Origin of the sequence: Enterobacter cloacae complex sp. XAL002 (assembly GCF_049236805.1) — a bacterium.
Taxonomy (GTDB): Bacteria; Pseudomonadota; Gammaproteobacteria; order Enterobacterales; family Enterobacteriaceae; genus Enterobacter; species Enterobacter intestinihominis.
On the sequence record NZ_JBMKJN010000012.1, the window covers coordinates 77,994 to 102,721 of the forward strand.

Annotated in this window: 21 protein-coding genes and 1 pseudogene; 6 read left to right on the top strand and 16 right to left on the bottom strand. The window is 56.8% G+C overall.

Annotation, left to right across the window (positions count from 1 at the left end):
- The first annotated feature begins 24 nt into the window (after window positions 1-24).
- Complete coding sequence (gene dxs, locus ACOT0L_RS13490) at window positions 25-1,887, top strand: 1-deoxy-D-xylulose-5-phosphate synthase (protein ID WP_022647228.1); 1,863 nt, start codon at window positions 25-27, stop codon at window positions 1,885-1,887.
- Between the two features lie 62 nt (window positions 1,888-1,949).
- Complete coding sequence (locus ACOT0L_RS13495; protein WP_126503106.1) at window positions 1,950-2,924, top strand: aldo/keto reductase; 975 nt, start codon at window positions 1,950-1,952, stop codon at window positions 2,922-2,924.
- Window positions 2,925-2,993: 69 nt separating this feature from the next.
- Here the strand turns inward: ACOT0L_RS13495 and thiL are convergent, their stop codons facing one another.
- From thiL to nrdR, 5 genes are all read right to left on the bottom strand, one after another.
- Window positions 2,994-3,965, bottom strand: a complete 972-nt coding sequence (thiL, locus tag ACOT0L_RS13500) for a thiamine-phosphate kinase (protein WP_022647226.1) — start codon at window positions 3,963-3,965, stop codon at window positions 2,994-2,996.
- Window positions 3,966-4,042: 77 nt separating this feature from the next.
- Window positions 4,043-4,462 (bottom strand): transcription antitermination factor NusB, encoded by a 420-nt coding sequence (gene nusB / locus ACOT0L_RS13505; RefSeq protein ID WP_006809908.1) that lies wholly within the window; start codon window positions 4,460-4,462, stop codon window positions 4,043-4,045.
- 21 nt (window positions 4,463-4,483) lie between these two features.
- Window positions 4,484-4,954, bottom strand: coding sequence for a 6,7-dimethyl-8-ribityllumazine synthase (ribE, locus tag ACOT0L_RS13510; protein WP_003859098.1), 471 nt, complete (start codon window positions 4,952-4,954; stop codon window positions 4,484-4,486).
- 87 nt (window positions 4,955-5,041) lie between these two features.
- Window positions 5,042-6,145 carry a bifunctional diaminohydroxyphosphoribosylaminopyrimidine deaminase/5-amino-6-(5-phosphoribosylamino)uracil reductase RibD gene (gene ribD, locus ACOT0L_RS13515; protein WP_126503108.1) on the bottom strand — a complete coding sequence of 368 codons (1,104 nt, stop codon included), beginning with the start codon at window positions 6,143-6,145 and terminating at the stop codon, window positions 5,042-5,044.
- Between the two features lie 4 nt (window positions 6,146-6,149).
- Window positions 6,150-6,599 (bottom strand): transcriptional regulator NrdR, encoded by a 450-nt coding sequence (nrdR, locus tag ACOT0L_RS13520; RefSeq protein ID WP_003859099.1) that lies wholly within the window; start codon window positions 6,597-6,599, stop codon window positions 6,150-6,152.
- Between the two features lie 152 nt (window positions 6,600-6,751).
- Here nrdR and ACOT0L_RS13525 point away from each other — a divergent pair, with 152 nt between their 5' ends.
- On the top strand, window positions 6,752-7,291 hold the full coding sequence (locus tag ACOT0L_RS13525; RefSeq protein WP_126503110.1) for a DUF3251 domain-containing protein: 540 nt from the start codon (window positions 6,752-6,754) through the stop codon (window positions 7,289-7,291).
- Window positions 7,292-7,559: 268 nt separating this feature from the next.
- Window positions 7,560-8,444: a nucleoside-specific channel-forming protein Tsx gene (locus ACOT0L_RS13530; RefSeq protein ID WP_032621817.1), complete on the top strand. Its 885-nt coding sequence runs from the start codon at window positions 7,560-7,562 to the stop codon at window positions 8,442-8,444.
- Window positions 8,445-8,532: 88 nt separating this feature from the next.
- On the opposite strand, the pseudogene ACOT0L_RS13535 reads toward ACOT0L_RS13530, so the two are convergent.
- The 6 genes and pseudogenes from ACOT0L_RS13535 to queA form a co-directional block, all read right to left on the bottom strand.
- Window positions 8,533-8,643: pseudogene (locus tag ACOT0L_RS13535) on the bottom strand (DNA-binding transcriptional regulator); the annotation flags it as partial.
- Between the two features lie 70 nt (window positions 8,644-8,713).
- The gene (secF, locus tag ACOT0L_RS13540) at window positions 8,714-9,685 is read right to left on the bottom strand and encodes a protein translocase subunit SecF (RefSeq protein WP_003859105.1); all 972 of its coding nucleotides are present in this window, start codon (window positions 9,683-9,685) and stop codon (window positions 8,714-8,716) included.
- 10 nt (window positions 9,686-9,695) lie between these two features.
- Window positions 9,696-11,543: a protein translocase subunit SecD gene (gene secD / locus ACOT0L_RS13545; RefSeq protein WP_032621613.1), complete on the bottom strand. Its 1,848-nt coding sequence runs from the start codon at window positions 11,541-11,543 to the stop codon at window positions 9,696-9,698.
- Between the two features lie 27 nt (window positions 11,544-11,570).
- Window positions 11,571-11,903 carry a preprotein translocase subunit YajC gene (gene yajC / locus ACOT0L_RS13550; protein WP_003859109.1) on the bottom strand — a complete coding sequence of 111 codons (333 nt, stop codon included), beginning with the start codon at window positions 11,901-11,903 and terminating at the stop codon, window positions 11,571-11,573.
- A 22-nt stretch (window positions 11,904-11,925) separates the two neighbouring features.
- Window positions 11,926-13,053: a tRNA guanosine(34) transglycosylase Tgt gene (tgt, locus tag ACOT0L_RS13555; protein WP_003859110.1), complete on the bottom strand. Its 1,128-nt coding sequence runs from the start codon at window positions 13,051-13,053 to the stop codon at window positions 11,926-11,928.
- A gap of 53 nt (window positions 13,054-13,106) precedes the next feature.
- Window positions 13,107-14,177, bottom strand: coding sequence for a tRNA preQ1(34) S-adenosylmethionine ribosyltransferase-isomerase QueA (gene queA, locus ACOT0L_RS13560; protein WP_022647221.1), 1,071 nt, complete (start codon window positions 14,175-14,177; stop codon window positions 13,107-13,109).
- Window positions 14,178-14,269: 92 nt separating this feature from the next.
- Here queA and acpH point away from each other — a divergent pair, with 92 nt between their 5' ends.
- The gene (acpH, locus tag ACOT0L_RS13565) at window positions 14,270-14,851 is read left to right on the top strand and encodes an ACP phosphodiesterase (protein ID WP_126503112.1); all 582 of its coding nucleotides are present in this window, start codon (window positions 14,270-14,272) and stop codon (window positions 14,849-14,851) included.
- Between the two features lie 127 nt (window positions 14,852-14,978).
- Window positions 14,979-15,581: a peroxiredoxin C gene (locus tag ACOT0L_RS13570; protein WP_003859113.1), complete on the top strand. Its 603-nt coding sequence runs from the start codon at window positions 14,979-14,981 to the stop codon at window positions 15,579-15,581.
- A 49-nt stretch (window positions 15,582-15,630) separates the two neighbouring features.
- Here ACOT0L_RS13570 and ACOT0L_RS13575 read toward each other — a convergent pair whose 3' ends face one another.
- The 5 genes from ACOT0L_RS13575 to brnQ form a co-directional block, all read right to left on the bottom strand.
- Complete coding sequence (locus tag ACOT0L_RS13575) at window positions 15,631-17,010, bottom strand: DUF3999 domain-containing protein (RefSeq protein WP_126503114.1); 1,380 nt, start codon at window positions 17,008-17,010, stop codon at window positions 15,631-15,633.
- On the bottom strand, window positions 17,007-19,616 hold the full coding sequence (locus tag ACOT0L_RS13580) for a DUF2339 domain-containing protein (protein WP_126503116.1): 2,610 nt from the start codon (window positions 19,614-19,616) through the stop codon (window positions 17,007-17,009). The genes ACOT0L_RS13575 and ACOT0L_RS13580 overlap by 4 nt, the downstream gene beginning before the upstream one ends.
- A gap of 90 nt (window positions 19,617-19,706) precedes the next feature.
- Complete coding sequence (gene malZ / locus ACOT0L_RS13585; protein ID WP_063137854.1) at window positions 19,707-21,524, bottom strand: maltodextrin glucosidase; 1,818 nt, start codon at window positions 21,522-21,524, stop codon at window positions 19,707-19,709.
- Between the two features lie 162 nt (window positions 21,525-21,686).
- Window positions 21,687-23,060, bottom strand: a complete 1,374-nt coding sequence (gene proY / locus ACOT0L_RS13590; protein WP_126503118.1) for a proline-specific permease ProY — start codon at window positions 23,058-23,060, stop codon at window positions 21,687-21,689.
- Between the two features lie 81 nt (window positions 23,061-23,141).
- A complete protein-coding gene (gene brnQ, locus ACOT0L_RS13595) occupies window positions 23,142-24,461 on the bottom strand; it encodes a branched-chain amino acid transporter carrier protein BrnQ (protein WP_003859118.1) in 1,320 nt (439 codons plus the stop codon).
- Window positions 24,462-24,728 lie beyond the last annotated feature (267 nt).

Consider the following 24,728-nt stretch of genomic DNA (forward strand, 5'->3'; position numbering starts at 1 on the left):
ACTATATATCTCGATGAGCCTTTGATGAGTTTTGATATTGCCAAATACCCGACACTGGCGTTAGTTGACTCCACTCAGGAGTTACGTCTGTTGCCGAAAGAGAGTCTGCCGAAGCTGTGTGACGAGCTGCGTCGCTACCTGCTCGACAGCGTTAGCCGCTCCAGCGGCCACTTCGCCTCCGGACTTGGCACGGTTGAGCTGACCGTGGCGTTGCATTACGTCTATAACACGCCGTTCGATCAGCTGATCTGGGATGTTGGCCACCAGGCCTATCCGCACAAAATTCTGACCGGACGTCGCGATAAGATTGGCACCATTCGCCAGAAAGGCGGCCTGCATCCGTTCCCGTGGCGCGGCGAGAGCGAGTTTGACGTGTTAAGCGTCGGCCACTCTTCCACCTCCATTTCTGCGGGCATTGGTATTGCCGTTGCCGCCGAAAAAGAGAATAAGCAACGCCGTACCGTCTGCGTGATTGGTGACGGGGCGATCACCGCCGGGATGGCTTTTGAGGCCATGAACCACGCGGGCGATATCAAACCGGACATGCTGGTGATCCTCAACGATAACGAAATGTCGATCTCCGAGAACGTCGGCGCGCTGAATAACCATCTGGCGCAGCTGCTGTCCGGTAAGCTTTACTCCTCACTGCGCGAAGGCGGGAAAAAAGTCTTCTCCGGCGTACCGCCGATCAAAGAGCTGCTTAAGCGTACCGAAGAACATATCAAAGGCATGGTCGTGCCGGGTACGCTGTTTGAAGAGCTGGGCTTTAACTATATTGGCCCGGTGGACGGCCACGATGTGTTAGGTCTGGTGACGACGCTTAAAAACATGCGCGACCTGAAAGGCCCGCAGTTCCTGCATATCATGACCAAAAAAGGGCGTGGTTACGAACCGGCGGAAAAAGATCCGATCACCTTCCACGCGGTGCCCAAGTTCGACCATACCAGCGGTTGTCTGCCGAAAAGCAGCGGCGGAATGCCGAGCTACTCAAAAATCTTTGGCGACTGGCTGTGCGAAACGGCGGCGAAAGACAACACGCTGATGGCGGTGACGCCTGCCATGCGTGAAGGCTCCGGCATGGTCGAGTTTTCCAAAAAATACCCGGACCAGTATTTCGACGTCGCCATTGCCGAGCAGCACGCGGTAACCTTCGCAGCGGGCCTGGCGATTGGCGGCTACAAGCCGGTGGTAGCGATTTACTCTACCTTCCTGCAACGCGCCTACGATCAGGTGATCCATGACGTTGCCATCCAGAAGCTGCCGGTGCTGTTTGCTATCGACCGTGCGGGCATCGTGGGGGCTGACGGCCAGACGCACCAGGGCGCATTTGACCTCTCCTTCCTGCGCTGCATCCCGGACATGGTGATCATGACGCCAAGCGACGAAAACGAGTGTCGTCAGATGCTGTATACCGGTTACCACTATCAGGACGGTCCCTGTGCGGTACGTTATCCACGCGGCAATGCCCTTGGCGTTGAATTACGGCCGCTGGAAAAACTGGATATCGGTAAAGGTCTGGTGAAACGTCGCGGTGAAAAAGTGGCGATCCTGAACTTTGGTACGCTGATGCCGGAAGCGGCAAAAGTCGCTGAAACCCTGAATGCGACGCTCGTCGATATGCGATTTGTGAAGCCGCTCGATGAATCTCTGATTCTGAGCATGGCGGAAAGCCATGAGGTGCTGGTCACGCTGGAAGAGAACGCCATCATGGGTGGCGCGGGTAGCGGCGTGAACGAAGTGCTGATGGCGAACCGTAAAGTCGTTCCGGTGCTTAATCTCGGCCTGCCGGACCACTTCATCCCGCAAGGCACTCAGGACGAGGCGCGCGCCGACATTGGCCTGGACGCCGTCGGTATCGAAGCTAAAATCCGCACCTGGCTGGCCTGATCCCTCCCCTTTTCTGCTCCTGCTATGCTTAAACGTATTGTTTAAACAGCAGGAGCGGAACCATGCAATACACGACATTAGGAAAAACAGACCTCAAGGTGTCCCGGCTTTGCCTGGGCTGCATGACGTTTGGCGAGCCTGACCGGGGAAATCACGCCTGGACGCTGCCGGAAGAGAGCAGCCGCCCTATCATTAAGCGCGCCATTGACGGCGGCATCAACTTCTTCGATACCGCCAACAGCTACTCCGACGGCAGCAGCGAAGAGATTGTGGGCCGCGCCCTGCGAGATTTTGCCCGTCGGGATGAGATTGTGGTCGCCACCAAGGTGTATTACCCGTCAGGCGATCTGGCGGAAGGCCTTTCTCGCGCGCAGATCCTGCGCTCCATTGATGACAGCCTCAGACGCCTGAACATGGATTACGTCGACCTGCTGCAAATTCACCGCTGGGATTACAACACGCCGATCGAAGAGACGCTTGAAGCGTTGAACGACGTCGTGAAAGCCGGTAAAGCGCGCTACATCGGCGCATCGTCCATGCATGCCTCACAGTTTGCTCAGGCGCTCGATCTCCAGGCGCAGAACGGCTGGGCGCGCTTTGTCACTATGCAGGATCACTACAACCTGATCTACCGGGAAGAAGAACGTGAGATGCTGCCGCTCTGCTACCAGGAAGGCGTGGCGGTGATTCCGTGGAGCCCGCTGGCGCGCGGAAGGTTAACCCGTCCGTGGGGTGAAACTACCGCCCGGCTGGTATCGGATGAAGTAGGTAAAAATCTGTATGACGATACAGAAGCCAGCGATGCGTTAATTGCCGAACGATTAGCCAGGATCGCCGACGATATCGGTGCAACGCGCGCACAGGTAGCGCTTGCGTGGCTGCTGAGCAAGCGCGGTGTCGCCGCGCCGATTGTGGGCACATCGCGGGAAGAACAGCTGGACGAGTTGTTGAGTGCGGTGGACTTATCGTTGACGCCGGAGCAGATTGCCGAGCTGGAGACGCCGTATCAGCAACATCCGGTGGTAGGGTTTAAATAAACAATTCAGGGAACAAAATCCGTAGGCCGGGTAAGCGCAGCGCCACCCGGCAATACAGAGCGCACAAAATTACGCGAAGTGATCGTACCCTTTCCAGTCAAGCGTAACCGGGGCGCCGTCGCGGACAAACAGCAGCCCTTCACTTTCCGGCATCACCTGCCCGATGCAGGTAAATTTCGCCCCCAGATGCGCTAACGCCACATCCAGCGTCCCGCGATTCAGCTCGGGAACGGTAAAGCACAGCTCATAATCTTCCCCACCGGATAGTGCCCAGCGCAGCGCCTGTTCAGGATCGGCATGGCGACGCAACGGCTCTGACAGTGGGAACAGATCCAGATCGATCCGTGCGCCCACGCCACTGGCCTTCAGGATATGGCCGAGATCGGAGATCAGCCCGTCAGAGAGATCGATAGCAGAACTGGCCCGCTCGCGCAGCGCCTGACCGTGCAAAATACGCGGTGTGGGCCGCAGGTGGCGCTTCACCAGGTACGCCGCATCGTCAGCATCTTCAACTGCTAAACGGTTCTGAAGGATCGCCAGCCCGGCCGCGCTATCCCCCGGCGTACCGGTCACGTAGATCCAGTCGCCCGGTTTTGCGCCCGAACGCTTCAGCGCGCGCCCCGCTGGCACATAGCCGTGGATTGCCAGGGTCATCGACAGCGGCCCGGCGGTGGTATCACCACCAATCAGCTGCATATCGTAATAATTAAGCTGTTCAAACAGGGCATCGCTGAAGGCTTCAAGCCAGGCTTCATCCACCTCCGGCAGGGTCAGAGCCAGCGTCAGCCAGGCCGGGTCGGCGCCCATTGCCGCCAGATCGCTAACGTTTACCGCCAGCGCCTTATACGCCAGGTCGGCAGGATCGATATCGGGCAGGAAGTGACGCCCACATACTAAGGTGTCGGTGCTGATTGCCAGCGTCTGTTTTTCGGGAATATTGAGAAGTGCGCAGTCATCGCCAATGCCGGTTTCAACATCAAGACGAGAGGTTCTGACACGGTCGAAATAACGGGCAATCAGGGAGAATTCGCCGCATGCCATACGTTATGCCTCAGCAAATAAAAGAAAAAACCGGAGCCGCACTGCCAAAAAGGCAATGCAAGACTCCGGTTTGCGGATCACTTTTTGTGGGGACGGATCGCAGGTGCGGCTTTATCCAGCACTCCGTTTACAAACTTGTGGCTGTCTTCAGCGCCGAAGGTTTTTGCCAGTTCGATCGCTTCGTTGATGGCCACTTTGTACGGCACATCATCACGTTTAGACAGCTCAAACAGCGCGATACGCAACACTGCTTTTTCGACCTGGCCCAGCTCTTCGAGCAGACGGGACAGGTATGGCTTCATCAGACCATCGAGATACGCGCTATTAGTCGCCACTCCCGACAGCAGTTCACGGAAGTACAGAACGTCAACGTCTTTCACGTCCTGTTCTGACAGGAACTGGTATTCAACATCAGCGATGTCGTTCTGGGACAACTGCCAGGAGTAAAGTGCCTGGACGGCACATTCACGGGCGCGGCGACGAGCAGCAGGTTTCACGGAATTCCCCTTACAAAAAAATCAGGCCTTGATGGCTTTCAATACATTGATCATTTCAAGCGCGGTCAGTGCAGCTTCTGCACCTTTGTTACCGGCTTTGGTGCCAGCACGTTCGATGGCTTGTTCAATACTTTCGGTAGTCAGTACGCCGAACGCGACAGGAATTTCAGCATCCTGTGCAACGTGCGCCAGACCATTGCTTGCACCGCCCGCAACGTATTCGAAGTGCGCAGTGCCGCCACGAATAACAGTACCCAGTGCAATCACCGCGTCGTATTTACCGGTTTTCGCCAGCGCGCCCGCTGCCAGTGGCAGTTCGTAAGCACCTGGTACCCAAACGACGGTAATGTTGTCATCTTTAACCTGGCCGATACGTTTCAGGGCGTCAACCGCACCTTCCAGCAGGCTGTCGTTGATGAAGTTGTTGAAACGCGCAATGGTGATGGCGACGCGAGCGTCCGGGGTAGCTACAGCAGCTTCAATAATGTTCATACTCTTCCTTTACGGGTTCATTTGGCCCCGCAGGGGGGCGGATTTTATCATAATACTTTGCGCACTGCTTCCCTATTTCAGGAGCAATTACGCTGTCGTTAAATGGAGGCAGACATCCGGGCCTACCGGACGAATCTCGCTGAATGAGAGTTGCGGCGCATCGGCCAGTTTTTCAAGGCCGGGCAGCACAAACAGGCCGCGCGCGTAGTTACCTAACAGTTTAGGCGCAACGTAGACCAGAAGCTCATCCACCAGCCCTGCCTGGAGCAGCGCGCCGGCGAGCGTCGGACCGGCTTCAACCCAGATGCTGTTGACCTGCTGTTTACCCAGCAGCATCATCAGCACCACCAGATCGAGATGCCCGTTGTGCTCCGGTACCATAATGCAGCGCACGCCTTGCGGCCATTCGCGCGTATCTTCTTTGGTGCGGGCAATCCAGGTTTCCCCCGGCTGCTGCACGATACGGTGTTCCGGCGTCACGCGGTTCTGGCTATCAATAATAATGCGCAGCGGCTGACGCAGGTTCTCCTGCGGATAGAGCGCCTGGGTATCGGCATTCAGCTCATCCCAGCGCACGGTAAGGGCCGGATCGTCAGCCAGCACCGTTTCACTGCTGGTGAGAATAGCATGGCTTTGTGCGCGCAGACGTTGCACATCGCGCCTTGCCTGTGGCGAGGTGATCCACTGGCTCTCGCCGTTCGCCATCGCCGTGCGGCCATCCAGTGACGCGCCAAGCTTAAGCTGGATAAACGGGAAACCGGTGCGCATACGCTTCAGGAAGCCTTTGTTGATGGCTTCGGCATCCTGCATCATCAGGCCGTGACTGACGTCGATCCCTTCCTGTTGCAGACGATACAGCCCGCGGCCCGCCACCTGCGGGTTAGGATCCTGCATGGCGGCGACAACGCGCGAGACTCCCGCCGCAATCAGTGCTTCGCAGCACGGAGGCGTGCGCCCGTGATGACTGCATGGCTCCAGCGTCACGTAAGCCGTCGCGCCACGCGCCCTCTCCCCCGCCATGCGCAGGGCATGCACTTCAGCGTGCGGCTCGCCTGCGCGGTAGTGAAAACCTTCACCCACGATCTCGCCATCTTTAACAATGACGCAGCCGACATTAGGGTTAGGGTGAGTGGTAAACCGACCGCGCTGCGCCAGCTTCATGGCTCTCGCCATGTACATCTCGTCCTGCATAGGCTTAATCCTGTAAGCGGGCGATCTCTTCGCCAAACTCTTTAATGTCTTCGAAGCTGCGGTAAACGGAGGCGAAGCGAATATAGGCGACTTTATCGAGCTTTTTCAGCTGTTCCATCACCAGGTTACCGATCATTTTGCTCGGCACTTCGCGCTCACCTAGCCCCCGCAGATAAGATTTAATATGATTTAACGCCATTTCGACGTCATCGGAGCTGACGGGCCGTTTTTCCAGCGCCTTGAGCATCCCGCTACGCAGTTTTTCTTCATTGAACGGTTCGCGCACATCGTTACTTTTTACCACGCGCGGCATTACCAGCTCTGCCACTTCGAAGGTGGTAAAACGCTCGTTGCACACCAGACACTGCCGACGACGACGCACGGAAGACCCTTCGCCTACAAGACGTGAGTCGATGACTTTGGTATCCACAGCGGAGCAAAATGGGCAATGCATACGATGTCCCTGTTATCTGGTTAACTGATTTCTATTTTACCCTGAACTGGCCCGACAACAAAGGAAGAGCTTTTTGAGACAAAGGATCTATGCCTGACGCCACTATCCTGTCTACCATTGCAGCAATGTGTGATTTCAAGGAATTAAACGCAATGACAAGACGTTACCTAAAAATAGTGCTGGTTGGGAGCCTGTTCACGCTCAGCGCCTGCGCACAGCAAAGTGAAGTTCGCGAGATGAAACAAAGCGTGAATACGCTCAATGTGGCGATGGACAAACTTAATAAAGAAACCGTGAAGATCACCCAGCAGAACGCGCTGAATGCCAAATCCAGCAATGGCGTTTATTTATTGCCGGGTGCAAACACGCCCGCGCGTCTGAACAGCCAGATTGGCACGCTAAAGATGTCTCTGGTGAATGTTGCAGCGAATGCCGATGGTACGCGCGCAACATTACGCATTCAGGGTGAATCCAACGATCCGCTTCCCGCCTTCAGCGGCACCGTAGAGTGGGGCCAGATTCAGGGCACCACGGAGAGCTATCAGGAGGTGAATGTGAAGAATCAGCTCTTCACCGCCCCCGCCAGCACGCTGGCACCGAGCGATGTTGATATCCCGCTCCAGCTGAGCGGACTGACGCCAAAACAGTTGGGCTTTATCCGCATTCACGACATTCAACCTGCCGCGCAATAACCCGCCCTTTTAGCGGAGTGAAATGTCACTCCGCTAACATTTACATTTCGTATGGATTGGCAACATAAATGATTGCCGCTACAATCCCGGCCGTTTAAAGTACGCAAACGTGAACGCAATCGATTACGTATGTGAGAGATATGTGAAACAACACATATTTTTGTGAGCAAGGATTCCTATAATAGGCTCCGCAGAAACACGAAATATTTAGAAACGCAATTCGCGCATTTTTCACTCCCGGAAGGGAATTTCAATCAGTGGCATGATTATGAAAAAAACATTACTCGCAGCTGGCGCCGTGCTGGCACTGTCCTCCTCTTTCACTGTTAACGCAGCGGAAAACGACAAACCACAATATCTCTCCGACTGGTGGCACCAGAGCGTTAACGTGGTAGGCAGCTACCACACCCGTTTCGGGCCGCAGATCCGCAACGATACCTACCTGGAATACGAAGCGTTTGCCAAGAAAGACTGGTTTGATTTCTACGGCTACGTCGATCTGCCGGTATTCTTCGGCGGTAACTCCGATGCGAAAGGTATCTGGAACAATGGCTCCCCGCTGTTCATGGAAATCGAACCGCGTTTCTCTATCGACAAACTGACCGGCACCAGCCTGGCGTTTGGTCCGTTCAAAGAGTGGTACTTCGCGAACAACTACATCTATGACATGGGTCGCAACGATTCTCAGGAACAGAGCACCTGGTATATGGGTCTGGGTACTGACATCGAAACCGGCCTGCCAATGAGCCTGTCACTGAACGTGTATGCGAAATACCAGTGGCAGAACTATGGCGCATCAAATGAGAACGAGTGGGATGGCTACCGTTTCAAAGTGAAATACTTTGTGCCAATCACTCAGCTGTGGGGCGGTAACCTGAGCTATATCGGCTTCACCAACTTTGACTGGGGTTCAGACCTGGGCGACGATAACTTCTATGACAACAACGGGAAGCATGCTCGTACCAGTAACTCCATCGCCTCCAGCCACATTCTGGCGCTGAACTACGATCACTGGCACTACTCTGTTGTTGCGCGTTACTGGCACAACGGCGGTCAGTGGAACGACGACGCCAGCCTGAACTTCGGCAACGGCGACTTCAGCGTTCGCTCTACCGGTTGGGGTGGTTACCTGGTCGTGGGTTACAACTTCTAACCTGTGCGGACTTCGCCGGGTGGCGCTGCGCTTGCCGGGCCTACGATCCGAATGTAGGCCGGGTAAGGCGTAGACGCCACCCGGCTTTTTACTGCTTCACCTTCCGCAAAAAATCTGCCAGAGCTCTGTCCGCACTTTCGCTAAAGCGTCTCTCCGTCTGCACAATATTGAGGCACCGGTCGAGCCGGAAGCAGCGATATGCATACTGTCAGGAGTAGACAAAAAAAATCCCGGCCAGCAGGCCGGGATTTCGATACCGCATAAGACTCTTACGGCAGAATGGACGGCTGATCCGCCCCTTCTTTCTCGACTTTCTGCTGGATCAGATGCTCGCGCTTCATGCCCAGCTTCAGCGCCAGCGCGGACGCGACGTAGATAGACGAGGCCGTACCGATAGACACACCGATCAGCATGGTCAGCGAGAAGCCTTCCAGCACCGGGCCACCGAACAGGAACAGCATCAGGATCACCATCAGGGTGGTGCCGGAGGTGATCAACGTACGGTGCAGCGTCTGGGTCAACGACACGTTAAAGATTTCGTACGGCGTGCCGCGACGGATCTTACGGAAGTTTTCACGAATACGGTCAGATACCACGATACTGTCGTTCAGTGAGTAACCGATAACGGACATCAGGGATGCCACAATCGTCAGGTCAATCTCAATGTGGAAGAGAGACAGTATGCCCATGGTGATCACCACGTCGTGCGCCAGAGCGATAACCACGCCTGCCGCCAGTCGCCACTCAAAGCGGAAACCGACGTAAATCAGAATCGAGATCAGCGCCACCAGCAGCGCCATCGCACCGGTCTGTGCCAGGTCAGCACCAACGCTCGGGCCGACAAACTCAATACGCTTAACCGTTGCATCCTGGCTGGTCGTTTCGTTAATAACCTGAACGACCTTGCTGCCCAGCTCCTGGCTGCCGTTGGCATCGTGTACCGGCGGCATACGCACCATGATGTCGCGGCTGCTGCCGAAGTTCTGTAGCAGCGGCTCTTCAAAGCCCGCTTTTTGCAGAGACTCACGCATCTGGTCCATATCGACCGGTTTTTCCAGGGTAATTTCGATCACCGTACCACCGGTGAAATCCAGACCCCAGTTAAAGCCTTTCACGCCCATAATGACGATGGACAAGATCAGCAGAAAACCTGAAATGCCGAAGGCCCAGTAGTCCCAGCGCATAAAGTCCCAGACTTTACGGCCGTGGTTCAATTGTTCAACAGTATATTCCTGTGCCACAACGCACTCCTCAGATAGACAGCTTTTTGACGCGCTTGCCGCCGTACAGCAGGTTCACGATGGCACGGGTGCCGACAATAGCGGTAAACATCGACGTTGCGACACCGATACCGGTAGTAATCGCAAAGCCTTTGATCGCGCCAGTACCCACTGCATACAGGATAAGAACCTTAATCAGTGTTGTTACGTTCGCATCGAAGATGGAGCTGAACGCCCCTTTGTAGCCTTCTTCAATCGCCTGCTGTACAGAACGACCGTTGCTCAGCTCTTCTTTAATACGTTCGTTTATCAGTACGTTGGCGTCGACCGCCACCGCAAGGGTTAGAACGATACCCGCGATACCCGGCATGGTTAGCGTCGCCCCCGGCAGCAGGGACATGATACCGATGATCAGCACCAGGTTGGCAATCAGCGCGGAGGTCGCAATCAGGCCGAACTTCTTATAGAAGAAGATCATGAAGATGATGGACACCGCCAGACCGGCCAGACACGCTTCCAGACCCTGCTTGATGTTCTGCATACCCAGGGTTGGACCGATGGTACGCTCTTCAACAATCTGAATTGGCGCAATCAGCGCACCGGCACGCAGCAGCAGAGAGAGCTGACGCGCTTCGTTCGGGTTGCTGATACCGGTAATACGGAAGCTGTTACCCAGACGAGACTGGATGTTGGCGATGTTAATCACCTCTTCCTCTTTCACCAGCACGGCACGGCCATTGGCGTCTTTCTTACCGCTGTCTTTGTACTCCACGAACAGGGTCGCCATCGGCTTGCCGATGTTGTCCTTGGTGAAGTTAGACATGATGTTGCCACCTGCGCTGTCCAGCGAGATGTTAACCTGCGGCTGGTTGTACTCATCCTGGCTTGAAGTGGAGTCGGTGATATGGTCACCGGTCAGGATCACGCGTTTGTACAGCACAACCGGCTGGCCTTCGCGGGTCTGTTTCACTTCGGAATCGCCCGGCACACGGCCTGAAGCCGCAGCAGCCTGGTCAACGTTGGCGTTAACCAGACGGAACTCCAGAGTCGCCGTCGCGCCCAGAATCTCTTTCGCCCGGGCGGTATCCTGGATACCTGGCAGTTCGACCACGATACGGTCAGCACCCTGACGCTGTACAAGTGGTTCAGCCACGCCCAGCTGGTTTACACGGTTACGCAGAATGTTAATGTTCTGCTGAACGGCGTACTCACGTGCTTCACTCAGACGCGCGTCGGTCATTACCGCACGCAGCTGGTTGCTGCCCTGAGAGGTGATCACCAGATCGCGGTGACGCTGAGACAGATAGGTCACAGCCTGATCGCGTGCCGCGCTGTCGCGGAACGTGATGCTCATGCCGTAGTTATCTTCTTTACGTACGGTGGTGTACGGAATGCCTTTATCGCGCAGATCGCTGCGCAGGCTGTCGATATTCTGTTCCTGTAGCTTGCCGAGCGCGGTATCCATATCCACTTCCATCAGGAAGTGAACGCCGCCACGCAGGTCAAGACCCAGTTTCATTGGCTCTGCGTTCAGCGCAGCCAGCCAGCGTGGGGTTGCAGGAGCAAGGTTAAGCGCCACGACATACTTATCACCCAGCACGCCCATCAGCGCTTCACGTGCGCGGAGCTGCGTGTCGGTGGTGTCGAAGCGAGCAAGAATTGCGCCCTCTTCCAGTGCCACAGACTTAGCGGTAATTTTTTCTTCTTGTAACGTTTTCTGGACCTGGATCAGCGTTTGCTCACTGGCGGCGACACCGCGCGCGCCAGTGATTTGAACGGCCGGATCCTCACCATACAGGTTGGGAAGCGCGTACAGCAGGCCGACGATAATCACGACGACCAGCATGATGTACTTCCACAAAGGATAACGGTTTAACACGGCAGTTCCCTTTGGGAAAAGTTGGGATTACAGCGCCTTCATGGTGCCTTTCGGCAGAACGGCAGCTACGAAGTCACGTTTGATAACCACTTCAGTGGTGTCGTTCAGGGCGATAGCAATGTAGCCGTTTTCCGCTACTTTGGTTACGCGACCCACCAGGCCACCATTGGTCAGGACTTCATCGCCCTTCGCGATGGAGTTCATCAGGTTTTTGTGCTCTTTAGTACGCTTCTGCTGTGGACGCAGGATCATGAAGTAGAAGATCAGACCGAACACAACCAGCATCAGAATCAGAGACATCGGGCTGCCCTGCGCTGGTGCACCCGTTGCTGCTACCGCATCAGAAATAAAAAAGCTCATTCAAATTCCCTCATTATTAAAATTAATCAACGTTCAACGGTGGAACATCCCGCCCCTGACGTTGGTAGAAATCGGTCACGAAGCTCTCTAATTTACCCTCTTCGATAGCCTTACGTAAACCAGCCATTAAGCGCTGATAATAACGAAGATTATGAATGGTATTGAGACGCGCCCCCAAAATCTCGTTGCAACGATCGAGATGATGCAGATACGCGCGAGAATAATTGCGACAGGTATAGCAATCGCACTCGGAATCGAGCGGGCTGGTGTCACTCTTATGCTTCGCGTTACGGATTTTCACCACGCCATCGGTAACGAACAGATGACCGTTACGTGCGTTTCGGGTTGGCATAACGCAGTCGAACATATCAATGCCGCGACGTACGCCTTCCACCAGATCTTCTGGTTTACCCACACCCATCAGGTATCGTGGTTTATCCGCCGGGATTTGCGGGCAGACATGCTCCAGAATACGGTGCATATCTTCCTTCGGCTCACCCACAGCCAAACCGCCGACAGCGTAGCCATCAAAGCCTATCTCTACCAGACCTTTAACCGAGATATCGCGTAAATCTTCGTAAACGCTGCCCTGGATAATGCCGAACAGCGCATTTTTGTTTTGCAGGGAGTCAAAACGGTCGCGGCTACGCTTCGCCCAACGCAGGGACATCTCCATGGAACGTTTGGCATAGTCCCAGTCCGCCGGGTATGGCGTACATTCGTCGAAGATCATCACGATATCGGAGCCGAGATCGTACTGAATCTCCATAGACTTTTCCGGATCGAGGAAGATTGGATCGCCGTTGATCGGGTTACGGAAGTGTACGCCCTGCTCGGTGATCTTACGGATATCGCCCAGGCTGAAGACCTGGAAACCGCCGGAGTCGGTGAGGATGGGGCCTTTCCACTGCATGAAGTCGTGCAGGTCGCCGTGGAGCTTCATGATCTCCTGGCCTGGACGCAGCCACAGGTGGAAGGTGTTGCCGAGAATAATCTGTGCGCCAGTGGCTTCAACTTCTTCCGGCGTCATTCCTTTTACGGTGCCGTACGTGCCCACAGGCATAAACGCGGGGGTTTCTACCACGCCGCGATCAAACACCAGGCGACCGCGACGCGCGCGGCCATCGGTGGTATCGAGTTCAAATTTCATTTTTTCTCCGACGTCAGAAAAACAGTCCAACGTTGTAACACGGTGCCGCGGACTTATTCCCCGACACGCTCATTCAAAGCCTGCGGATTGTACGTGATAAACATCGCGTCACCGTAGCTAAAAAAGCGATATTTTTGTTCTACCGCAGACTTGTAGGCGTTCATCGTATGCTGATACCCCGCAAACGCGGAGACCAGCATAATCAGCGTCGATTCAGGCAGATGGAAGTTGGTCACCAGCGCATCAATGACTTTGTACTGATAGCCCGGGTAGATAAAGATCTGCGTATCGCCAAAGAAGGGCTCAATCAGCTCTTTTTTCGCGGCCTGCGCAGCGCTCTCAAGGGAACGTACCGACGTTGTACCGACGGCCACGACGCGGCTACCGCGCGCTTTCGCCGCCAGCACCGCATCAACCACCTCCTGCGGCACTTCGGCATACTCAGAGTGCATGATGTGGTCTTCGATGCTGTCCACGCGCACCGGCTGGAACGTCCCCGCGCCGACGTGCAGCGTCACGAAGGCCATCTCAATGCCCTTGGCGCGCAACTTTTCCAGCAGCGGTTCATCAAAGTGCAGGCCCGCCGTTGGCGCCGCCACTGCGCCAGGCTTCTGGCTGTAGACGGTCTGATACAGCTCGCGGTCGGCTTCTTCATCCGGGCGTTCAATGTACGGCGGCAGCGGCATGTGGCCGATGGCGTTGAGGATATCCAGCACCGTGCGCTCGTCGTTAAACTCCACCTCGAACAGCGCGTCGTGACGCGCGGTCATGGTCGCTTTGATGCTCTCGTCATCACCCAGCAGCAGTTCAGCGCCCGGCTTCGGCGCTTTGGATGCGCGAATATGTGCCAGAATACGTTTATCATCGAGCATACGTTCGACCAGCACCTCAATCTTGCCGCCGCTGGCTTTACGGCCAAACAGACGCGCTGGGATCACGCGGGTATTGTTAAAGACCAGCAGATCGCCAGGGTTGAGCTTGTCGAGCAGATCGGTGAAAGTACCGTGCGTCAGCGCGCCCGTTGGCCCGTCCAGTGACAGCAAGCGACAGCTGCTACGCTCAGGCATGGGGTAGTGAGCAATCAGGGATTCAGGTAGTTCAAAGGAGAAATCGGCGACGCGCATGACGTATACTCGTGACTTAAAAACAGGCGGCATAGTCTAGTGCTCACACCCTTTTGCTGCAACAACTAGCCGCCACCGGACGAATAAAACGCATGAATTTTCTCGCTCACCTGCATCTCGCTCACCTCGCGGACAGCTCCCTCTCAGGCAATTTGCTGGCCGATTTCGTACGCGGCAACCCCGCGGAAGATTATTCCCCCGAGGTTATTGACGGGATTTTTATGCACCGCCGCATCGACGTGCTGACCGATAACCTGCCGGAAGTGACGGAAGCCAAAGCCTGGTTCCGCCCCGAAACGCGACGCGTGGCGCCGATCACGCTCGACGTCATGTGGGATCATTTCCTGTCGCGCCACTGGTCCCAGCTGTCGCCTGATATGTCGCTGCCTGAGTTTGTGCACTACGCCCACGCGCAGGTGTCGATCATTTTGCCGGACTCCCCACCGCGCTTTGTGAATCTGAATAACTATCTGTGGTCTGAACGCTGGCTGGAGCGTTACCGCGAGATGGATTTCATTCAGAACGTGCTCAACGGCATGGCCAGCCGTCGACCGCGTCTGGACGCGCTGCGCGACTCCTGGCACGACCTGGACAAACATTATGACGCGCTGGAAACGCGCTTCTGGCAGTTCTACCCGCGCATGATGGCGCAGGCGAAAAATAAAGAACTGTGATGCCGGTTCGATTGATAGGTAAAAGCTGGTGGAACGATTGTTACCACCTCTTTGTCTTATTCCCGCGCTGCCTCTATACTGGCCCGCGTTGCGTTCCAAATAACCTTAGTATCTACAGGAGAATCATATGGTTCTGGTAACTCGTCCGGCTCCGGATTTTACAGCTGCCGCCGTTCTGGGCAACGGTGAAATCGTTGAAAACTTCAACTTCAAACAGCACACCAACGGTAAAGCGACCGTTCTGTTCTTCTGGCCAATGGACTTCACTTTCGTTTGCCCGTCTGAGCTGATCGCGTTCGACAAACGTTACGAAGAATTCCAGAAGCGTGGCGTGGAAGTGGTTGGCGTCTCCTTCGACTCTGAATTTGTACACAACGCATGGCGTAACACCCCTGTCGAAAACGGCGGCATCGGTGCGGTGAAATACGCGATGGTTGCGGACATCAAACGCGAAATCCAGCAGGCTTACGGTATCGAACATCCGGACGCTGGCGTTGCGCTGCGTGGTTCTTTCCTGATCGACGCGAACGGCATCGTTCGTCACCAGGTTGTGAACGATCTGCCGCTGGGTCGTAACATCGACGAAATGCTGCGCATGGTTGACGCGCTCCAGTTCCACGAAGAGCACGGTGAAGTGTGCCCGGCTCAGTGGGAAAAAGGTAAAGAAGGTATGGCGGCTTCCCCAGACGGCGTAGCTAAATACCTGTCTGAGAACGTATCCAGCCTGTAATCGGCACGGTTTACGAAAAAACCCGCGACTACGCGGGTTTTTTTATGGCTTATGCTGCGCCGTCTTTTTTTACCTCGCGCCAGATGCGCCATGCCATACCCGCAAGCACCATCACCCCGACGATCAGTACGCCCCAGACCATCAGCGTTTTCATTCTGCTTTCCTGCTCAGCCGCAGACGTCGCGGTTAAACGCGCCTCGCCGCCCAGCGGGACAGGTTCCAGCGTATCCGCCATCGGCAGGGCTGCCAGATCGTAGGTTTTACGCAGTTCGGTCGGGATCAGCATATCCGTCTCCACGCTTGCCGGTTTCGCAGCCCCGTTCCCCCATGCAAGCAGATACGGCCCCTTCCCCTGCGCGTTGAACACCAGATCATAGCGCACGCGTTGCCCGATCACGCCCGGCAGGTTCTCTGGCAAACGCGCATTGAAGGTCTTGATTTTTACCGCCTCAACCAGCCCGCCCGGGAGCGGAACAGGTTCAGACGTTTTGCCGCCGAGCTGGTAGATCACCTCTTTTTTCAGCGTATGCCACCGATCCTTGTCCGCCCCCCGCCAGGCTATTTCTGCCGGGAGAACGCCGTCGCCATTCAGCATGAAGCCGATCGCACTCAGAGGCTGCGGATGTTTCCAGCGCCACACGGCTTCGCTATCGGATAGCCGCTCCCCCTCTCCCGCCAGGCTAATGTGCTCTGATTCCGGCTGCGCAGGAGCGTTAATCGCGTTGACGCCGGTTAACGTCAGGGCTGAACGCCCCGTGTTCAGCACCAGCAGCAGATAGCGATTCGCCTCAGGAGATAACACCAGATCGGTATCGATGCGGTCGAGCTTCAGGCGATCCTGTCCACTCATCACGTCCAGCAGGGGCATCTCTTCGCGCAGGGTATACCAGTTTTTCAGATCCTCGCTGTAATAGACCGATGCCGTCCCCTGCCACGAGCCCTGCGGCGTGTCCCAGAAAAGCTGGAGCTGAGAGAGCGGAACCTGCGTCGCGTTTTCCGGCAGGGTCAGCAGATAGTGCTGTCCGGCAGCCGCCCCGTGTTGCCCTTCCAGCACAATCTCCACGCCGTTTCTGGCACGTAACATAATTTTATCACCGCTACCCTCTTCCCCACCCGGCGAGGCGTTAAGCGCAAAGAGGCGCAGCGCCGTGGTGGTCGGTGCCGGCTGCGGACGCGTCGTGGTAACCAGGCTGAACGGTACCGGCTCACCCGACTGATTAAACACGCGCACGTCGCGCAGATCGGGCGATGTGCTCTGCTGATAAACCGCCAGCGGCAGCATGACCCGATACCACGGCGAAGAGGCAGAGGTATCAAGGGACAGGCCATAGGCATAATCCCGCGGGGATTCCACCGGCGCGCCCTCGCTGAATACCGGACCGGCCACGGCCAGCAGTGCCGCACAAACAACCGCATTCATCCATTTCATTTTTCTTCTCCTGCTTTAGGCGGTAGCGGCGAGAAATAGCCCACAATCAGGACCAGGATCGCCACGCCAATAAACGCGACAGCACGCGCCAGGCCGCCACCGCCCGCGCTGTCCACCAGCATCAGTTTGAGCATGACCACTCCCAGCAGCACCGCACCGGCAAGCCACTGCTGACGGGAGGCCTGACGGGTGGCGCGGATCATGACCACCAGCGCGCAGAACATCCAGAACAGGGCAAAGGTGGTCTGGATAAGCCGCGAATGCCACAGCGACTCCATATTCCAGGCCACCTCGCCGTACCACGCCAGCGCGCGCAGCAGCGCGCCGTTTAGCCACCAGAAGCCAAGCGCCATCAGCACAACGGCGGGCCACGGTCGGGACTGAGCAAGCGATGCCGGATAGTGGCGATCCACTGCCCGATAAAACACCACCAGCCCCAGCAGCGCGAACGCCGCCCCTTCCTCAAGCGGGTTCACCAGCGGCAGCCAGGTCTGTCGATAGACCACCCCGTCCTGGAAATTAGTCACGACCAGCAATACCACCAGCGCCACAACCACAGGGATCATGGCAAGGCAGGCGTAGAGCGCAGGCCATACCCGGAACGGCCACCCGCGACGCCGTACGGCCGCGGAGAGCGCCATAATCACCCCACCGCCGACAGCCATCGCAATGCCGCTTCCCCAGGCCGCCATGCCCCATGGCAGGGAGCGGGCAAACCAGTAAAGCTCAGCGGCCATGGCGAGTAAAATCATCCACAACAGCGACAGATGCAGCCCCATTGCGATGCGCGGAAGAAGTTTATCTTCGTCGCGCCGCAGCATCATCAGGGCGGCAGGCAGCGCAATAGCCCAGGCCAGATTTGCCCAGCCGGCTGCCAGGATCTGCTGTTGCCAGACCTGATAAAGCACCATCAGCAGCATCACCGGCCACAGCAGCCATTTGCTGGCATCCAGCTCCCGCCATGCCAGACGAGCGGCAGCCTGCCGCCATCCCCAGGCCGACACCGCCGTCAGCGCCAGCACGCCCGCCAGAACCGATAATTCTGTCTTGAGGATCAGTTGCGACGCACCCAGTTGCGCCACTAACCAGAACAGCAGCCCACCGACCAACAGCGCCCAACTGCCCGACAGCACGATTTTCTGCCACAGCCAGGCCGCAGCCAGCCAGCAAAGACTGAGCACTGCGAAAATAAGCAGCAGGCTCAGGGAGGTGACGCCGTCCATCTGCGCCCATATCGCGCTGCCGAGCGCCAGCACCAGCAGCGCCGTCCCGCTATAGCTCATACGCCGCTGCTGCTGTTGCACGCCCAGCCAGAGGATACCCAGCCCCTCCAGCGCCCAGGCCATCGCCGTCCAGCGCGCCGAAAGCGCCAGCGGAATGGCAAGCGTGGCAAACCCGCCGCCAATCGCCAGCGCCGCCATAATCAGTGGTCGCCCAATGGAGGGGTAACGTCGCAGCGCGAGGAACGCCAGTGAGAGATAAAACGCACCATAACCCAGCGCGCTGAGTGCCGGGCCGTACGTCCAGTGCGACGTCATGCCGTACTGCATCCCAAAACCAATCAGCGGCGGGGCAAACAGCAGTACGCCGTCAATTATCTGTTTGCCTTTTTCCTGCGCCCGCAGCGACAGCGCTACGCTAAACACGCCAAAAATAAGCGTATTGGCAATCAGGAACAGCTGACAGATAACATAGTTTTCAGGCTGGTAGTCGCTCAGCCCCCACACTCCGCCAACGCCAAACGTGAAGAGCAGCCCGAGAAGGTTGAGCTCGCGCCAGTGCTGCCAGATGCTGATGACGAGAATGCCGATGGAGAGCAGAAGATAGAAGGAGAACAGCGCCACAAAGCTACCGCCCCCGGTAGACAGGAGCAGCGGCGCAAGATATCCGCCGAGGCTCGCCAGCATGGCAAGGCTCAGCGCCTTTTGCAGCACGGCCAGCCCGACGCTCGCCGCGCAAATCACCACCAGCAGCGCAAACGCCAGCGTCATCGGCAGCATCTGCCACAGCCGGAATGCGCCAAAGACGGTCAGGTAAAGCACGCCGGTCGCCCCGCCCTGGAGGATCAGCGCGTAGATCCGCTGCCTGTGCCGCAGCCGCCATCCAACGGCCAGCAGAACCATGGCAAACAGCGCCGTGGCGGCAAGACGCAGCTCAAGCGGAAACAGTGAATGTTCAACGGTATAGCGCAGCAGGAAAGAGAGGCCGAGGAAGAGCAGTACAATCCCCAGTTTTGCCAGCGGATTGCCCTGCATAAACCAGCGCGTCAGCGAGGACAGGATGCCGCCAAAGGCGGAAGGCCGTTTTGCCGCCGGTCCAGGCGCAGGTTCTGCTTCAGTGACGTGCGGTTCGGGACGCCAGGGATCGACAGGTGCGTTAACGGCCTCTGGCACCGGCGCTGGTGTCTCCACTGGCGCGGCGGTCTGCACCGGCTCCGGCGCTTTCTCAGCTACACCGTGCTGCTCAAGCGCCTCAATGCGCTGGCGAAGCCGGGCGATCTCCTGCCGCGCCGCCGTGCTTCGATTAAAGCCTATCACCGCAAGCACGGGGGCCACGACCAGCGCAAAAACCAGGAACAAACAGCCAAGGATGTAAAGCTCGTCCATGTTTCCACCTTCACCGTAAAAGATCCGTTAAGATTGACACAAATAGTTGCATTTGCGCCATCTAAAAGGTGAAAACCATGCTGCCTGCGCTTAGCTGCCGAACCAGACCGTAGCGGAGATCGCCGGCAGCGTGAGCACGCTCTCCTGTAACGTCGCTTTCCCCTCTTTGCTCTTCCACGTTTTACCGGCCAGCAGCGGTGAATCTTCCAGCACCACTTCACACGCCTCGCCCCGGTTGATCGCCACCAGCACACGCTGCTGGTTGTAGACGCGGACAAATACCACCACATTATCTTGGGCGTACATCACCTGACAGCCCCCGTAGCGCAGGGCCTGGCTCTGCTTGCGTAGTGTCGCCATACGCTGGTACAGGCTGAACAGATCCTGATCCTGCTTTTCAGGCTCCCATGGGAAGGTTTTGCGGCAGAACGGATCGTTGTTACCGTCCAGCCCCACTTCATCTCCGTAATAGATGCACGGCACGCCCGGCCAGGTGAAAAGCCAGGTCACCGCCAGCGGCAGACGCGCCACATCTTTACCCAGCAGCGATTTAAAGCGCGCGGTATCGTGGCTGTCGAGCTGGTTAAACATCCGAAGCTGCTGCTGATGAGACAGGCCAGCGCGATAGTTCTCCATCCACGCCATGCAGGTTTCGGCGTCAATATGCTGCGGATCGTAAGAGATATCGGTGTTAGCGAGGAAGCCCCACAGCGGGAAGGTGAAGCCGCGATAATTCATCGACGCGTCTTCTGCATCTGCCTGCAACCACTGACGCGCGTCGCCAAAGTGCTCCCCGAAGACGAATGCTTCCGACCGGGCCGCTTTTGCCGACCGGGTAATGGCGGCGACATGCTGAAGGTTATTCCGCGCCCCGCCTGCTTCACCCAGCATATGCACCACGTCCAGCCGCCAGCCGTCCATATTCCACGGCGCTTTCAGCCAGTGGCGCACGATGCTGTCTTCGCCGCCGTAGATTTCATTCACAAGCGTTGACGACTGGAAATCGAGCTTCGGCAGACTCGGGTAGCCCAGCCAGTCCAGGGCGCGGCCATTCTCGTCAAAACTGTACCAGTCACGCTGGGGGGAATCCGGATTATGGCATGCGCCGCCCATCGACTGATTGTGGCGGTCGAACCACGCATGAGAATCACCGCTGTGATTGAACACGCCATCAAGGATCAGGCGCATACCTTCTTTTTGCGTGTTGTGGCGCAGCCGCAGCAGCGCCTCGTCACCGCCAAACTGCTCGTCAACGTGGCGGTAGTCCTGCGTATCGTATTTGTGAACGCTTGGCGCTTTAAACACCGGGTTCAGGTACAGCGCCGTCACGCCGAGCTTTTTCAGGTACGGCAGTTTTTCGCTGATACCGTCGAGATCGCCGCCGTAAAAGGTCGATCCCCCCGCCTGGGCGGTCAGCGGCTCGTCCCATTTTTTCAGAATGATGTCGTGACCGACCGCATGATGGTAATAAACCTTGTCCTGGTCGGCGGTGCGCTTTTCACTGCGCGCAAAGCGGTCCGGGAAAATCTGGTAAAAGACCTGATCGTTAACCCACTGCGGGCCGTTATCCGGGTGATCCACGGCAAACTGCTCCAGCCTGGCCGGAGGGAAACGGCTGAAGCCCTGCGGGGTAAACCACAGCTGGCGGTTGTTCCACAGCAGCTTGAAGCCGTAGCGGCGACGCGGCTGTCCGCTGCGCAAATCGATATTCGCCCGCCACGCCGTAATACCAGGCTGAGGCTGGCTGCGCACCTTGTGCATTTTCAGCGATGTCTCTTCGTTATCCACTTCGGCGCGCAGGGTCACACGTTCAGGCTGATTTTCCCCTGCCAGCCAGAGCGTAATCACAAGGTTGTCTTTGTTTTGCTTAACAAATGGGGCAACCGGAAGGTGCCAGGCGTTTAACATCACGAATCCCCTTTGATGAAATTGACGTCACCTTGCCACAGGGTGATTAAAGATAGCTCATCGTGTTCGGGATTATTGGGGGAGGAGAACGGAGGAGGAGATTTTTCCAGGGCAAAAGGGAGTGTAGGCCGGGTAAGCGCAGCGCCACCCGGCATTTTTACCTTACTGTGCTTCCGCCAGCTGACGATCGCGGCGACATTTAAACATCCAGCCCACCAGCAGCAGAACGATCCACGCACAGCCCACATAAAGGGAAATGCGGGTATCCGGGTGGTAGCCAATCAGACCGATGATAAACACCAGGAAGATGAGGCCAACGACGGTCGTCGCAACACCGCCCGGCACTTTAAACTTCAGCGCTTTGGCCTCTTCTGGCGACAGGCGGCGACGGAACGCAATCTGCGACAGCAGGATCATGATCCACACCCACACCGTCGCAAAGGTCGCCAGCGACGCAATCACCAGGAAGACGTTCTCTGGCATAATGTAGTTCAGGTAGACCGAGAACAGCAGCGCCACGGTCATGACCAGCACCGTTACCCACGGGGTACCGCGACGCGACGTTTTGGCAAACACCTTCGGCGCACTGCCCTGCTCCGCCATGCCGTGCAGCATACGGCCCACGCCGAACACGTCACTGTTGATGGCCGACAGCGAGGCGGTCAGCACCACAAAGTTGAGAATGCTGGCGGCAAACGCAATGCCCATATGCTGGAAAGTCAGGACAAACGGGCTGCCGTTGGTGCCCACCTGGTTCCACGGGTAGATGGACATAATCACAAACAGCGTGCCCACGTAGAACACCAGGATGCGCATCGGCACCGAGTTGATGGCGCGCGGAATAGACTTCTCCGGATCTTTCGCTTCCCCGGCGGTGATGCCGATAATCTCGATTCCGCCATAGGCGAACATGACCATCTGCAGCGACATGACCATCCCGAGCCAGCCGTTGCTAAAGAAGCCGCCGTTGCTCCACAGGTTGTGAATGCCGGTTGGCTGTCCACCGTTGCCGATACCCCAGATGATAATGCCGAAACCGGCGAGGATCATGATGATAATGGTCGCGACCTTGAAGAAGGAGAACCAGAACTCCAGCTCGCCAAACACCTTCACGCTCATCAGGTTAACGGCGCAGATAATCAGCACCACGCTCAGCACCCAGATCCAGTGCGGCACGGCGGGGAACCAGACCCCCATATAGATACCAAACGCCGTCACATCGGCAATGGCAACAATCAGGATTTCGAAGCAGTAGGTCCAGCCGGTGATAAACCCGGCCAGCGGGCCTAAATTTTCCTGCGCGTAGCGGGAGAAGGAACTGGCAGAGGGGTTGTGAACCGACATTTCGCCAAGGGCGCGCATGATGATATACGCCGCCACGCCGCCGATGATGTAGGCCAGCAGAACGCTTGGACCGGCCATTTTGATGGCATCTGCCGAGCCATAAAAAAGACCGGTACCGATAGCCGAGCCCAGCGCCATAAAGCGGATGTGGCGGGTGCTCAATCCACGTTTAAGTTTGTTAGTGCTTTCCATTAAAATCTTGCCATTCAACACGAAAAAAACAAAAAACCACGGGGCCTTAAGCCCCGTGGTTAAACAATTTGTTGCCGTTGATTAATGGGCGTTGGATGTCACCTGACGCCCTGCCGCACGGTCCCAGATAATCGCCAGAACCAGCGCTACAACGGAAGGCATCAGCCAGGCCAGGCCCTGCTCGGACAGCGGCAGACGCTGTGTCCAGGCAGGCAGGATTTCTGCAAATGCTGATGCTTTGATCCCGTCAAGGATACCAAAAATCAGGCTGATAAACATGGCTGGCGCAATAATTCGCGTGGAGTTATGCCACCACGGACGGGTGAAGCTCAGCACTACCAGCACGATACATGGCGGATAGATCGCCGTCAGCACCGGAATTGAGACCTGAATCAGGTGGCTCAGACCGAGGTTTGACACCGCCATGGAGAAGATGCCGAGGATAAACACCAGCGTGCGGTAAGAAAGCGGCAGATACTGAGCGAAGAACTCCGCGCAGGCGCAGGTCAGACCCACCGCCGTCACCAGACAGGCCAGGAAAATCAGCGCCGCCAGCAGCATGCTGCCTGCACCACCAAAGGTGTGCTGCACGTAAGCATGCAGGATCGCCGCGCCGTTTGCGCTCTGATCGACCAGCGTTGCGCTATCTGAACCCAGGCGGAACAGCGCCAGATACAGCAGCGTCAGGCCGACACCGGCCATCAGGCCAGCCCAGATGGTGTAGCGAGTCAGCAGACGCGCTTCGGTCACCCCGCGGGAACGCGCGGCGTTAACGATAACGATACCAAACACCATCGCGCCAAGCGTATCCATCGTCAGATAGCCGTTCACGAAACCGTTTGAGAACGCCGCGTTCTGGTAAGCGTCCATCGCGGAGCTGATGGGCCCCGCAGGCCAGACGATGGCTGCAACCGCCAGCACAATCAGCGCCACAATTTTCAGCGGTGCCAGGAAGTTACCCACAGTATCCAGCAGTTTGCCGGGATAGAGAGAAACCAGAATAACGATGGCGAAGTAAATGAGGCTGTAAATAAACAGCGGCATCGCGCCGTCACCGGTCAGCGGGGCAATACCCACTTCAAAGGAGACGGTCGCCGTACGCGGGGTTGCGAACAGCGGGCCAACAGCCAGATAGCAGACGGTTGCCAGCAGAACGCCAGCCACTTTGCCAATCGGGGTGCTGAGGCTGTCCACACCGCCACCGACTTTCGCCAGCGCGATAACGGTCAGTACCGGCAGGCCCACGGCAGTAAGCAGGAAGCCAAACGCAGCCGTCCAGACGTGTTCACCCGCCTGTAAGCCAACCATTGGAGGAAAAATGATGTTACCTGCGCCAACGAACAGCGCAAATGTCATAAAGCCCAGCGCGATAATGTCACGCGATTTCAAGTGATGGGTCATAAAACCTTACTGCCTGTGGATGTGGTGTTGAATACGTTGAGATTTTCGCCATCCCTGACGGGACGATACAGCGGAAAATTTGCTCAATTTCAGCGGGATATGCTCCCGTCCAGGCGTGGCGAAGAATAGTTTTTCGATTTACCACGCAAATACAGTCGGTCTGACAGTATATGGGGGGCAATTTAAACGCTTATAACGTTTAAAGGCAAGAAGGGATCGTAAAACCAGAACAATATGCCAGCATGAAAATTCAGACCAAAATAATAT

Bases quoted from the DNA above. Each gene is read 5' to 3' on its own strand.
- dxs (WP_022647228.1), top strand. From the start codon at position 25: ATGAGTTTTGATATTGCCAAATACCCGACACTGGCGTTAGTTGACTCC.
- ACOT0L_RS13495 (WP_126503106.1), top strand. From the start codon at position 1,950: ATGCAATACACGACATTAGGAAAAACAGACCTCAAGGTGTCCCGGCTT.
- thiL (WP_022647226.1), bottom strand. From the start codon at position 3,965: ATGGCATGCGGCGAATTCTCCCTGATTGCCCGTTATTTCGACCGTGTC.
- ribE (WP_003859098.1), bottom strand. From the start codon at position 4,954: ATGAACATTATTGAAGCTGCTGTAGCTACCCCGGACGCTCGCGTCGCC.
- ribD (WP_126503108.1), bottom strand. From the start codon at position 6,145: ATGCAGGACGAGATGTACATGGCGAGAGCCATGAAGCTGGCGCAGCGC.
- nrdR (WP_003859099.1), bottom strand. From the start codon at position 6,599: ATGCATTGCCCATTTTGCTCCGCTGTGGATACCAAAGTCATCGACTCA.
- ACOT0L_RS13525 (WP_126503110.1), top strand. From the start codon at position 6,752: ATGACAAGACGTTACCTAAAAATAGTGCTGGTTGGGAGCCTGTTCACG.
- ACOT0L_RS13530 (WP_032621817.1), top strand. From the start codon at position 7,560: ATGAAAAAAACATTACTCGCAGCTGGCGCCGTGCTGGCACTGTCCTCC.
- yajC (WP_003859109.1), bottom strand. From the start codon at position 11,903: ATGAGCTTTTTTATTTCTGATGCGGTAGCAGCAACGGGTGCACCAGCG.
- tgt (WP_003859110.1), bottom strand. From the start codon at position 13,053: ATGAAATTTGAACTCGATACCACCGATGGCCGCGCGCGTCGCGGTCGC.
- queA (WP_022647221.1), bottom strand. From the start codon at position 14,177: ATGCGCGTCGCCGATTTCTCCTTTGAACTACCTGAATCCCTGATTGCT.
- acpH (WP_126503112.1), top strand. From the start codon at position 14,270: ATGAATTTTCTCGCTCACCTGCATCTCGCTCACCTCGCGGACAGCTCC.
- ACOT0L_RS13570 (WP_003859113.1), top strand. From the start codon at position 14,979: ATGGTTCTGGTAACTCGTCCGGCTCCGGATTTTACAGCTGCCGCCGTT.
- ACOT0L_RS13575 (WP_126503114.1), bottom strand. From the start codon at position 17,010: ATGAAATGGATGAATGCGGTTGTTTGTGCGGCACTGCTGGCCGTGGCC.
- ACOT0L_RS13580 (WP_126503116.1), bottom strand. From the start codon at position 19,616: ATGGACGAGCTTTACATCCTTGGCTGTTTGTTCCTGGTTTTTGCGCTG.
- malZ (WP_063137854.1), bottom strand. From the start codon at position 21,524: ATGTTAAACGCCTGGCACCTTCCGGTTGCCCCATTTGTTAAGCAAAAC.
- proY (WP_126503118.1), bottom strand. From the start codon at position 23,060: ATGGAAAGCACTAACAAACTTAAACGTGGATTGAGCACCCGCCACATC.
- brnQ (WP_003859118.1), bottom strand. From the start codon at position 24,461: ATGACCCATCACTTGAAATCGCGTGACATTATCGCGCTGGGCTTTATG.